This window comes from Vibrio qinghaiensis, assembly GCF_002257545.1.
GTDB lineage: Bacteria > Pseudomonadota > Gammaproteobacteria > Enterobacterales > Vibrionaceae > Vibrio > Vibrio ordalii.
Window position 1 is genome coordinate 960,059 of sequence record NZ_CP022742.1, and the last position, 12,999, is coordinate 973,057.

Consider the following 12,999-nt stretch of genomic DNA (forward strand, 5'->3'; position numbering starts at 1 on the left):
CAAAGGCGAAGAACATTAAACTCGAACCAGTTGTTTACCAAAGTGCTTCCCTTCCAATAGCTCAACAAAGGCTTGTGGTGCGTTTTCCAATCCTTCGGTTACTGTTTCACGAAATTTGAGCTGACCACTTTCCGCTGCGGCGGTAAGCCAATTGATCGAACTGGCATAATCGTTAATCCACTCAGTCACCAGAAAGAATCGATTTTCCGGCGCACTCGGTAGTGACGAGTAGAAGCGAGATAACGTCGAGACATCCACATCTTTGCCCTTATTATACAAGGCTGCGCTGCCACAGATTGGCACTCTAGCGCCTTCGTTTAGGTGGCGCGCAACTAGTGCGGAAATACGTCCGCCGACATTTTCAAAGTAGATATCCACACCGTTCGGACAGGCGGCCTCAATCTCCTCACCCAAATTGTCAGACTTATAATTGACGCAAACATCAAAACCCAGTTCATCGACCACATAACGACACTTATCTTCACTACCCGCGATTCCGACAACTCGGCAACCCGCCATTTTTCCAAGCTGACCAGCCACCGACCCAACGGCACCAGAAGCCGCTGACACCACCATGGTTTCACCCGCTTTAGGCTTAGCAATTTTATTCAATCCAAAGTACGCTGCTCGCCCCGGAGTTCCCGCGACACTGAGAAAGATCGTTGGCGACAGCACAGTGTCTGGCAATCGATAAGTCATAAAATCCGTATCGTTACCAACACAATATTTTTGCCAACCTGAAAAAGTGAACACCATGTCACCGACCTGATATTTAGGGCTATTACTTTCGACGACCTTACCGATGGTTTCTCCCTGAATCACTTCACCCAGCTTGATCGGCTCTACATACGCAGTGTTTTCGTTCAAGCGAGGTCGCGTGTATGGGTCCATCGAAAGCCAAGTGTTTTCAATTAAAAACTCCCCCGGTTTTAACGCTCCAATCGGCTGATTGGCAATGCGAAAATTGCTCGTCTTAGCGGCACCTTGCGGGTGGTTATCAAGTACAATTGATGGGTTAACTAGTTGTTTCATAAAATACCTCATTAAGTTTATAGTGTTGTAATTTTACGCCAAATAACGTGGAAATTTATGCGTTTAACTCCGATGACCAACGAAAGCTGGGCCAGTAAAAACTGAAAGCGATCATCGCCAGCGTTAGCGGCCAGGCACCAATGAAAACAAAATAGTCGGCGTAATCAGGCATATCACGGGAGAACTTAATCACGAGCAGCGCTTTCACTGCGTAAGCGAGAATCCAAACCAAAGAAATCTCCTGCCATACTTGGGCATATTTCTGAGAGCCATAGACAGGCAACTGCATCAAGCGAGGAAGCGCATTTTCCGCCTGAGTGCGAACCACTGGGCGACCAATCATGGAGTAGAATCCGAACACAACAATGACGGACAGAGAGCCCCCCACTGAGAGAAAGACGCTTTCTTGGTCAATCCCAAACAGAGTGTAACCGTGCAGGTACAGGTAATGAATGGTGCCAGAAGCCAAAATCAAAGCAATAATAGACAGAGAACCACTTCCTTTGCTGAACAACTCCAGCAATGCGGAGTAACAAGCGGTGACGAACAATGCTGCTCCGGCTCCTACTCCCCAGAAAATCAGGTTATAGATAAGAATGGGCACGATGATGGTCGTTCTTGCTTCCGAAGACAGCAGATAGCTCCAGACACTCATCGATGTTTTATCACTCATGCTGCTTCCTCTTCTTTCAGTCGAAGTTGGAAATCACGGTTTGAGCACAACACCATTATTGCGGTAGCAAGCATCATGAAACCCATGATCATAAACAGGTCGTTAAAGGCCATGATTTGCGTTTGAATTGCCATCCTTTCGCCAAGAATGCTCACCGCAGTTTGTTGGACATTGGTGCTATCAGACGGCAATCCCTGATTGACCAATAGGCTCTTTACCTCACCCAGATAGTAATAAAACTGCTGACTACCTGTCAGTAAAGTCGATTTGATGGAATCGAGATGGAAATAGATCCGAGTAGTGAAATAGGTCGACAGCACCGCGGTACCCATTGAACCACCCAAACTTCGGAATACGTTGATCAACACTGCCGATGATGCAGCATCCTCTGCTTTAATGTTCTGGGTCGCCAGTATGGAGAGCGGCACCATGATAAACGGCTGGCCTAACGCACGAACTAACATAGACGCAATCATCTGCGACCCGGCAAAATCAGCATTCATGTGGCAGTCCATAAAGGCACTGATGGCTAACCCCATAAACCCGATGAAGATAAGATACTTGGGGTTATAGCGACGGAGAAGAAATGGAATCATCGGCAAAATCACCAGTTGTGGTAGCCCCATCCAGATCACCACATGACCAATTTCTGTCGCATTGTAATCATGAACCATCGTCAGATAATACGGTACCAAGAACAATGTGCCGTAGATAGCGGAACCCAACATGGCAAAGATAAGCAAAGCATAGGTATACTGATATGTCTTAAACAGGCGAATGTTAATCAGCGGGTTACGATGTACGATTTGGTCATAAATAAAAATGACAAAGCTGATAGCAGAGAGTACCGCCAATACACAAATCATGCGTGAATCAAACCAGTTTTCATCCCGACCTTTTTCCAGAATGACTTCCAGCGTACCGAGAAACATCATCACCGAAACAACGCCGATAAAGTCACCCTGATGAATGATTTGCCAGTTAATGATGGGATGCTTCATTGAACATTGAATCAGCGCCCAGACGACCACAGATGGTAAAACATTGACATAAAAGATCGCGTGCCATGAAAAGTATTCAGTGAGCCAACCACCGATGGCTGGGCCTATCGCTGGGGCAAACGTGGCAATAATACTGAATAACGACATCCCCATAGGGCGTTTTTCTGGCGGCAGAATTTCAATAATCAGGCGGAAAGACAGGGGGATCAGTGCACCACCACAGAAACCCTGTAAAGCGCGGAAGACGATCATTGAGTTCAGATTCCACGCCATGGAACAAAGCAAAGACGCTCCAAGGAAACCACCGATACACCATAAAGCGTAACGGCCGGTTCCCAACGCTTTTGATAGCCAGCCACAAAGTGGGATCGCAATAATCTCAGCCGTAAAGTACGATGTCATCAGCCAAGAGGCGTCATCCAGAGACGCGGACAGCGCCCCCTGAATGACTTTCATCGAAGAGTTCGTAATCTGGATATCCAGAATCGCCATAAAGCCACCGATAAGGCCACCAATGATGGCCAACCACTCCTTCCTTGAAACGACAACTTCGTTTTCCAGCGTTGAAAGTGCGATCGTACTCAAAGCAATACCTCCTGTAGACGGGTCGCCAAATCACCAATGTGAGACGCATTCATCATGGATATGTGGTCGCCCTTTGCGGGCAATACGGTCAGAGGCTGCTCGCTATATGCCTGCCAGCCTAAGCCGGTTTCTTTCAGTCGCGTACGACCAATTAAAATCTCTTCTGCTTCTACAACCACTACAGGGCCAGAATAAGGCTGCCCCTGATACTCATCTGTCGCCTTCATGTGGGCCTGAAGAATGGCGAGAAAGTGCTGGAAGTCCTCGGCGCTAATGTTGTCCGGCACCAAATTCGCTTTGCGGAAACCAGTTAGGAATACTTGTGTTCTTTCCGCTTGTGACATCTTCGCCAGTTGCGGGCCCGATGTATCAAAAGACGTTCCGGTAAGCAGTTCTACCTTATGAGCAAAATAAGCAAGGCGATCATGCTCAGCCATACTGGCGCTGTTATCGACGTTCACTTGAGGGGCTGGTTGGTCAAAAACCAAAACCTTCGGTTGATTTCCTGTCAGTGTCTGAACCTGGCACGCCATCTCAAAAGCGATGGTTCCTCCTAGAGACCAACCACCGATGACCAGTTCAGAACGTTCCGCTAGTTCCCCAAGCTGCTTCACGTAGTGCTCAGCTAACGTCGTCACTTGGCGGTTGTACTCAGCTAGCCCCTGAAAATCAGCCACCTGAACACCGTAAACCGGATACTCTTTGCTCAAACCCTTCACCAGCTCGTCGTAACAAAGCACATTGCCACCGGCAGGGTGAATCAACAACAAGGTCGGCTTGCGTTGCGGATTACCCCGATTGAGCATCACAATCGAAGAACCGTATTCAACGCTATCGAATACCTGTTCGAATAGTTTGCCAAGTCGAGCAACACTGCTGTTTTCCAGTATCTGTCCGAGGGTCAAAGTAGTGGAGAACGCTTTATTCACCTCAATCAGCAGTTTCAACGCACTGATGGAATTTCCCCCAAGATTGAAGAAATCGTCCTCAATACCGACCTGTTGATTATTCAATGCTTGCTGAAACAGCGTCAGCAAACGAGCTTGCGTTTGATTTTTTGGGTGAGAAGAAGCTGCTGTCTGCGTATTTAATATAGCGACGGGCAACGCCTGATAATTGATTTTTCCGCTCGCCGTGACTGGCATGGAATCGAGCCACATCCATACTTCTGGTTGCATGTAAGCGGGTAATTGCTGTCTCAGTTCAGCCTTAATCTCTTCCTGAACGCCAGTGTTATCCGCAACGACATAAGCGACCAAACGATGGGCGCCCGCTTTTTGCTGCTCTACAACCGCCACCTGTTCAACATTAGTAATCTGCCCCAGAGCCTGCTCAATCTCGGCCAACTCAACTCGGTAACCACGTACTTTGACCTGACGATCCAAGCGGCCAAGATACTCTAGGTTGCCATCCGCTAGCAGGCGGCCTTTGTCGCCTGTGCGGTACAGACGCTCACCAGGACAATACGGGTGTGGAACAAAGTGGCCCTGCGTTTGCTCATCGAGCCCAAGGTACCCAGAAGCCAACTGTGCCCCACCAATGCAAATTTCACCAGGTACGCCAGCAGGAAGCAGTTGTTGGTTTACATCGAGAACCAGTACATGACTCCCATCGAGGGCCTGACCAATTGGTGCAACTTGAAACTCTAAACCCGCAACATCCTCGGGAATAGTCAACGTCGTCACCCCCACCGTGCACTCAGTCGGACCATAGTGGTTAACCATCTCACAGTTGGGTTTGAGTGCTTTGACTTTTTTAATCAGAGAAATGGGTAAACGCTCACCGCCAAGTACCAATTTGCGCTCCGGCAGCAGGTGCTGCGCGTTCGCGACATTCAACAGCGCAGACAAATGTGTCGGCGTAATTTTCATGCAATCAAGAGGTTTATCTTTCAGATAACTGGCGAGTTTTTCGGGGCTTTCCAACAAGCCATTGGTCACTATCTCCAGCTCGCCTTGCCCGACCAACGCCGGGAATAACATCGTATGAGCCAGATCTGTCGAGAAGGAAGACATTAAGCCATAACGCGCCCTGTGAGTTTGTCCGAGTACAGGAGCAATCGCTCGGCAATAATGACTGAGTTGCGAATGGTAAACACATACACCCTTTGGTGCCCCTGTACTGCCAGAGGTATAAATAATGTACGCAGGCCCATCGTCAAGATTATCTGGATGATGGGTGAGTGTTGGTGAGGTGTTACTCGTTTCTGTCTTCAGAATGTCTATCCAATTTAGTGAAGATTGTGTAGCCATTGCTTTTAAAGCAATGGGCACTTCACCTACGAGTAAAACACGCTTAACTTTAGCATCGTTTAAGATGAAACTGATTTTGGATTCCGGCAAATTCATGTCGATAGGAAGATAGCAACCACCCGCTTTCAGAATGGCTAATATCGCCACCACGCTATGCTCACTTTTTTCCATAAGTATCGCGACAGGCTCACCGTGACTTACACCTTGTGAGACCAGTTGTCCAGCCAACTGAATGGCGCGCTCATTAAGATCGGCATAACTCAGTTCACGGCCTTCACAACGCACTGCCACACCTTCAGGGCAAGCTAACGCTTGTTGCTCAAATTGGTGATGAACTGGCAACCATTTACTTGCCTCTGTAGGTAAACACGTTTTAAGTAGAAACTGACGTTCATCTTCTGTAACCAATGACAAGGCTTGAATCGACTGATGTGGGTTCTCAACCAATGCTGCTAATATGGTGTGTAAATCGCGTAGCATTCGCTGCACAGTGGCACGTTCAAACAGCGCTGTACTGTAGTTGAATGTGCACAATAAACTGTCGCCGTCTTCCTCTATCCATAGATTGAGATCCAACTTAGACACACCGTAGTCAACTTTAAGTGGTGAATAGGTGAACCAAGGGTTGGTTCGCGAGTGCGGATAGACCTGATAAGTCAGCACCGCCTGATAAAGCGGATTAACACGTGCGTCTCGCGAATAGTCGACAACATCAAGAATGCGATTAAACGGCACGTTTTGATAGGCAATCGCCTCTTTACTTTCGGTTTTCGCAGCTTCAATCACAGCCGAAAGAGGCAAATTGTCATTGAAATTGAAACGCAGCGGTAGCGTGTTCATGAACAGCCCCATCATTTCCTGCGTCTGTGCGTCACCACGATTGGCAAAAGGCACACCAATCACAATGTCGTTCTGATGACTGTATTTATGCAGGAGTAACAGGTAGGCCGCTAACATCAAGTGAAAAGTGGTTGCCCCCTGTTTTGCTGCGCAAAACTGAAGCTGATGACAGAAGTCAGCATCAAGTAGATGGCCGACATAACTCCCCTCAAAATTGAGCGTATCCGGACGGGGATGATCGGTTGCCAGTTCCAGCATACCTTGAACGCCACTGAGTTTATCGCGCCAGTAGTTGAGACCCTGTTGGTACTCGCCTTTTTCGAACCAGCGGTTTTCCTTTAAGGCGTAATCGGTAAATTGCGCTGCATGATCTACCGTCTGGCCAAAATAGATGCTCATGAATTCCTTGAAGCACAAACTGACGGTCCAACCATCCGAAATAATATGATGGAAGGTCAGCATGATGATGTATTCGCCCGACTGAGTTTTTGCCATTCGCCAGCGAAACAGTGGTCCGTTAGTCAGGTCAAAGTTCTTTCTGCCCTCCTCACGAGCGACTCGCATAACCCACTGATTTTTTTCAACTTCTGCCATAGAGGTAATATCATCGAAACCAAAAACGAAATTGAGATGGTTGTCAATACACTGGCAAGGCTCGCCATCGACCACTCGGATCGTGGTGCGGAATATGTCGTGATTATTGACCATTTTCGTCAGAGCACGTTCGACTCTGTCCGGTTCAAATTCATGATCAATCTGGCAAGTGATCGCTAAGGGGTTGTTATAGGCTTTATTGTCTTCGAGGAACTGGTCCAGTGTCCAAATGCTCTTTTGCGCATTGGTGAGAGGGAATATTTTGCGTTTTGGTTCCGTTATTGAACAACGGCTCTCTTCCATAAGCTGCGCTTTTTTCTGTTTTTTCTCTCTGGCAAGCCTTTTCAGCTCTTCGAGTCCCATAGAGTTCAAAATCTGATTCGTTTTAGTTGTCATAGCCGTGCCCTTTTACCATTTGTAAGATTTGGCTGCCTTTGTGACAACCTGTGGGTGATGAACTTCCCGGGCTAACGCCCGGGAAGAAGTGGGAGCTATTCACCCTGAAGAACAGATTCAAACGCTTCAATGATCAGGCCGGACAACCCTCTTACGGTTTGATCCTGATAGAAGAGATCCACTCGAATATCGACTTCAAACTTGGCTGATACTTTTGACACAATTTGCACCGCCAGCAGTGAATTACCGCCAAGCTCAACAAAATTGTCATCAACACCAATGCCTGAAATCCCTAGAATCGACTGCCAAACTGCAATGATCCCTCTTTCGATATCATTTTCAGGGGCGACATATTCAACAGAAAGTTCTGGACGTGCGTGCCCTTGGCTGACTTCCACTTCCAGTTCAGCCAACTGTTCATCTTCCTGTTTAGGAGTCGCTTCATAGATAAGCTGGCGCAGATCACTGGTCACCACGACAAGCTGCTCAAACTCAAGATGTGCAAGCTGTCGTTTGAGTGCATCTAGACCTTCGTAGAACAGAATGTCCTTATCAGAGACATCAACTGCAACCTGAGCTATAGCTGACGCTGGTGCAGAAACGACAACCTGATTCTCAGCTTTCATACGAACTAGCGTGTAGTTTTCCAAAACCATCAACGGCTTGCTGTCAGCAGATAGGAAGACCACATCCCAAACAATGGTGCTGTCTTCCGCCTTATACGGCTGTTTGAGTTTGATGTGCGCGTAACAATCTTCGTCAAGCGGTGCCAGATAGCTGATCTTGCCGTAGCTGAATGGAAGGTAGTTGTCTGTCGTTATAAGCTTGATACATCGAATTGATACCGAGTCAATCAGTGCCGGATGATACGGATACTGCTCAAAATCATTCTGGAACTGAGCGTCGAGGTCTTTATGAATCAGCCACTCATCGTCACCTCGCCATACGCACTTAGGGCCATTCCATCGCTCACTCAGCGACAGAAAGGTTTCACCCGTGATGGCATTCGGGTAATCCTGTCCAGTTAATTCGTCAGGCAGTTTGTTCATGCAGCGAGACTGAATCGCTTCAAGTGAATCTAAAGCAGCAAGGCTCTCTTCACTCTCTACACCACGGCCAAGATTGCCCAGCGCATGTTCGCTCCACTCAATATCACGAACACCGCGGCTACGAAGGCTGAAGCTGTAGCCAGATCCTTCACTGCGTACATACAGGCGCATTTCACGTGGCCATGCGTTGTGGTAAATTACGGGTTTGGTCAACAGCAAGTTCTTAACCTGAAGCGCTTCCTGAGGTTTGAAGTGATTCATCAAGGTAGATAGCATCGACAATATGGTGGTACCAACCAAGGTCGGTTGATTCGACAAACGATGCTCGTTGAGTACCCAGTCATTCTGCACATCCAGATTGACTCGATATTCTTCCATATCTTTTTGACGGCCGAGAAGCGTAAGCAACCCTGTTTGTTTTAGAGGCGCTTCGTTAGCTTTGTTTTTCTCATCTAACTCACGAGCCCACTGAACCGCCATACCTACATCGCCCCATTTTCCCCAGTTGATTGCGATGGTACGACCATTTCGGTTCTGGTTACGATAGCAGGCAAACACATCCATAAACGCATTGCCGGAACAGTAGTCAATTCGAGCTTCATCACCGACAATTGAGGTGATGGATGAGAACAGCACCATAAAATCAGGCTGACTGTCTCTAGTCAGGTCATCCAGAATCAGGCTGCCGAGGATTTTCGGCTCCAGAACACTGGCACAATCTTCATCGGATTTCAGAGGAATGATGCCGCCCCCCGCAATACCAGCAGTGTGGAAAATGCCATCAAAGCGATCATAGCGATCAAACAGTTCCGACATAGCCACATAATCACAGACGTCCACATTGACTAGGTCAATCGTGTTACCTTGCTCTTCAAGGCGTAGGATACTCGCCAGTTTTTCACTCATAGGGTCATCAACTGGGTGTTTCTGAATCCAGTCATTCCATTGCTCACGAACAGGAAGACGACTGCGATAAGTCAGAACAAGCGTCGCATTGCTCATTTCCGAGATATGCCCGGCCACTAGCATACCAAGGCCGCCCAATCCACCAGTAATGAGATAAACGCCATCATCTTTGAATTGCGCCGGTAAGCCTGGCTCTTGCTCTTTTAAATTAACCGCCTGATAGTCTTCCTCCCAGCGGCACCCTCCTCGATACGCCACCAGTTGGCCGTCGGTGTTAATACAGCTCTCAGCAATAAGACAACGCGCCGCTTGCTCTGCAGTCCAATGGCCCGATTTATCAGCTAAATCTTCAGGCCAATCAATATCAACTAAATGGCACTGAACATCTGGGTATTCGTGATAGAACACACGGGCTGGCCCGACTAACAGTGCTTTCTCTGGTGCGTAAACTCGCTCCCCAGAGACACTGAAGATATTATTAGTCACCAACAACAAATGAAGATTATCCAGCAAGTTCTCATTCACCAGCGCCTGTTGCAGATACAGTGGACTATAGAAAGAATCTAACTGGTGTTTACGACACAGTTCAAGGTCGACATCACCTTGCTCAGGAGAGAGGTTCCGAAGATCGACAATTCGAACTGGATGCATCTCATGAGCTTTGACTGCTTTGAGCACTCGGATGTAATCTTCACGAGACATGGGGTCAATGACAAAGCTCTTTGCGTTGTCGCTGGTGACGACATTCTCCTGATAGCAAACGCCTTTAAACACCGTCACTGCCTGATGGCCTGATGCAAGAAGCTGAGCATGCAACTGATCAGCTATGCCATATTCGTCAGCGAAAAGTACCCAACAATCATTTGCTTCTTGAGTTTGCTTACTCGGCATGAAGTCAGCAGGAATGGTTCGCTTCCAGGCAGGCATATAGAACCAGTCACCGATATCGGTTTTCTTGCGTTTCAAACCTACTTCCGCATTGCTGATTGATAGGCTCCCAGCATTACCTGTTTTCAGCTCAGGCAGTTTGAATTCATTTCGCTCGAACGGGTAGCCCGGCAAAGGCAAGCGAAGTCGGCGCTCATCACGATAGTATGATGACCAGTCAATCTCGATGCCGTGCGACCATAAAGCGCCAAGCATTGAGACGAAATACTCTCCTGAAATATCGACTTCTTTCGCCGTAGGCAAAGACGAGAAAATATTGGCATTCGAACCCTCTTCTTCACGGAAGTGTTGCTTAGCCGCCGACTCCAGAGAACGGCCCGGTCCCACTTCTAGTGCCACGAAACCATCTTGATGATCGGCCATCAAGGTTTTGAATGCATGCGAGAACAACACAGGATTTCTGACATGGCGCACCCAGTAGTCGCTATCTTGTGCTAACTCATCACTTATCCATTCGCCATTTACCGAAGAGACGAACGGGATCTGCGGAGCATTCAGTTCAATGCCATCGATAACATCTTTGAACGCTGGCAACATAGGATCCATCATGCTTGAGTGGAAACCGTGTGACGTATCCAAGTGTTTACAGAAGATACCTTCTTCTTCCAGCTCATATTGAAACGCTTTTATCGCTTCAAGCTCGCCCGCTACTACACATAGCTCGGGATAATTGACCGCTGCGATATCCAGTTCACTGTTTGATAAACGCTCAGTCAACTCTGCTTCATCGATCAGAACGGCTAGCATCGCACCCGCTGGCAGAGCCTGAACCAGCTTGCCACGAATCGCTACGGCTTTTAGCGCATCTTCCAGCGAAAACACGCCGGACAAACAGGCTGCCACGTATTCACCGACACTGTGACCTATCATTACATCCGGCTGAATTCCCCATGACATCCAAAGCTGAGCAAGGCTGTACTCAACAACGAACAACGCAGGCTGTGTGAATTGCGTTTCGTTAATACGCGCTGCAGTTTGGTCATCTTGTGGGAAGATAATGTCACGCAGGTTCTGTTCTAGAATTGGCATCAGATATTCGCAGCACTGATCCATCGCCTGTTTAAACACCGGATACGTCTGGTAAAGATCGTGAGACATGTTCGGATATTGGTTTCCCTGTCCTGGGAACATAAACACAATTGGTCGTTTCGATTTATTTCCAGACACAATCTGAGAAGGCTTAGCCAGCGCATTTATGATGGTTTGACGATCATGGCCTACCACCGAGGTAGAAAACTCGAACTGCTTACGGCCTACCTGCATGGTGTACGCCACATCTGCAACATCTACATCTGGACTATCTGTCAGGTAACTAGCCAGACGCTGCTTCATCTCATTCAGTGCGTTACGACTGCGGGCTGAGAATGGGATCATGAGTGGCGAGTTATGCTCGTCACCCGGTTGGGTCTCTGGTGCCATTTCGAGAATCACACAAGCATTCGTACCTCCGACACCAAAGGAGTTGACCAACGCATTGTTCGGCTTGTCCTGCTGTTTAAATGCCGTCAGTTCGGTGTTCATCATGAACGGACTGGTTTCAAAATCAATGTTTGGATTCGGTTCAGCATAATGCAGTGAGGCAGGAAGCAGCCCGGATTCCAATGCCATTGAGGCTTTAATCAGGCTGGCAACACCCGAAGCGGCATCGGTATGACCGATGTTAGTTTTGACTGAGCCTAAGCGACAGAACTGTTCTTTATCTGTGAAGTGGCGGAAAGTTTGCGACAATGACGAAAATTCAATCGGATCGCCCAACGCTGTTGCCGTGCCATGCGCTTCAACAAAGCGGATGTTTTCTACATCAATATCAGCGTTGGAAATCGCCTGTTTTGCAACTTCGATCTGTCCTTCAATGCCCGGCGCAGTGAATCCAGCTTTTAGACTACCATCATTGTTGATCGCACCGCCTTTAATCACTGCGTAAATGTGGTCGCCATCTTTGACTGCGTCCTTAACACGTTTGAGCAGCACAGCACCAACACCGCGGCTAAACACTGTACCATTGGCACGAGAATCAAACGCATAACAGCGTCCATCCGCTGACTCCATACCACCTTGCATGTATTTGTAGCCGCGACGCTCCGGTGTATCGATGGATACTCCGCCGGCAACCACGAGATCACTTTCACGGCTTAAAAGGCTGTTAATCCCCATTACCACCGCCACCATTGCGGTTGAACATGCCGTCTGCACATTCACACTTGGCCCTTTTAAGTCGAGCTTGTAGGAGACTCGCGTCGTGACATAGTCTTTGTCGTTATTGGTCACAATGGATGCACCACTGGCAAACTGGCTGACGCCTGGATGGGAATGGACTTTGTTCAAATGCCAGGCCGTACCAGTGCCGCCAAAAACAGCCACTTTGCCCGGATAACTTGAAGGCACATACCCCGCATCTTCAAAAGCATGCCAACTGCTTTCCAGAAACGCACGGTGTTGAGGATCCATGATTTCCGCATCACGAGGGGTAATATCAAAGAAATGCGCGTCGAAATGTTGCGCGTTGCCGAGAATTCCTCGACGAGGAATGTAATTGGGTGAGGCTATCAATTCTTCATCGACACCCGATTCGCGAAGCTCTTGTTCGCTAAATGTCGTGATGGTTTCCAGCCCTTCAACCAGATTCCTCCAGAAAGTCGTGATATCTTCTGCACCAGGGAATCGACCTGACATACCAATAATAGCTATATCTTTATCGCGTAGTGTTGTTTGGTCTTTCATAT

The 12,999-nt window shown here is 48.0% G+C and carries 5 protein-coding genes; all 5 read right to left on the reverse strand.

Features of this window, described 5'->3' with window-relative positions:
* Window positions 1–15 precede the first annotated feature (15 nt).
* On the reverse strand, window positions 16–1,032 hold the full coding sequence (locus CCZ37_RS18135; protein ID WP_094501919.1) for an NADP-dependent oxidoreductase: 1,017 nt from the start codon (window positions 1,030–1,032) through the stop codon (window positions 16–18).
* A 55-nt stretch (window positions 1,033–1,087) separates the two neighbouring features.
* Window positions 1,088–1,705 (reverse strand): hypothetical protein, encoded by a 618-nt coding sequence (locus tag CCZ37_RS18140; protein ID WP_094501921.1) that lies wholly within the window; start codon window positions 1,703–1,705, stop codon window positions 1,088–1,090.
* Window positions 1,702–3,291, reverse strand: coding sequence for an MDR family MFS transporter (locus CCZ37_RS18145; RefSeq protein ID WP_094501923.1), 1,590 nt, complete (start codon window positions 3,289–3,291; stop codon window positions 1,702–1,704). The genes CCZ37_RS18140 and CCZ37_RS18145 overlap by 4 nt, the downstream gene beginning before the upstream one ends.
* The gene (locus CCZ37_RS18150) at window positions 3,288–7,373 is read right to left on the reverse strand and encodes a non-ribosomal peptide synthetase (protein ID WP_094501925.1); all 4,086 of its coding nucleotides are present in this window, start codon (window positions 7,371–7,373) and stop codon (window positions 3,288–3,290) included. The genes CCZ37_RS18145 and CCZ37_RS18150 overlap by 4 nt, the downstream gene beginning before the upstream one ends.
* A gap of 95 nt (window positions 7,374–7,468) precedes the next feature.
* A complete protein-coding gene (locus CCZ37_RS18155) occupies window positions 7,469–12,997 on the reverse strand; it encodes a type I polyketide synthase (protein ID WP_094501927.1) in 5,529 nt (1,842 codons plus the stop codon).
* Window positions 12,998–12,999 lie beyond the last annotated feature (2 nt).

Bases quoted from the DNA above. Each gene is read 5' to 3' on its own strand.
- CCZ37_RS18135 (WP_094501919.1), bottom strand. From the start codon at position 1,032: ATGAAACAACTAGTTAACCCATCAATTGTACTTGATAACCACCCGCAA.
- CCZ37_RS18140 (WP_094501921.1), bottom strand. From the start codon at position 1,705: ATGAGTGATAAAACATCGATGAGTGTCTGGAGCTATCTGCTGTCTTCG.
- CCZ37_RS18150 (WP_094501925.1), bottom strand. From the start codon at position 7,373: ATGACAACTAAAACGAATCAGATTTTGAACTCTATGGGACTCGAAGAG.
- CCZ37_RS18155 (WP_094501927.1), bottom strand. From the start codon at position 12,997: ATGAAAGACCAAACAACACTACGCGATAAAGATATAGCTATTATTGGT.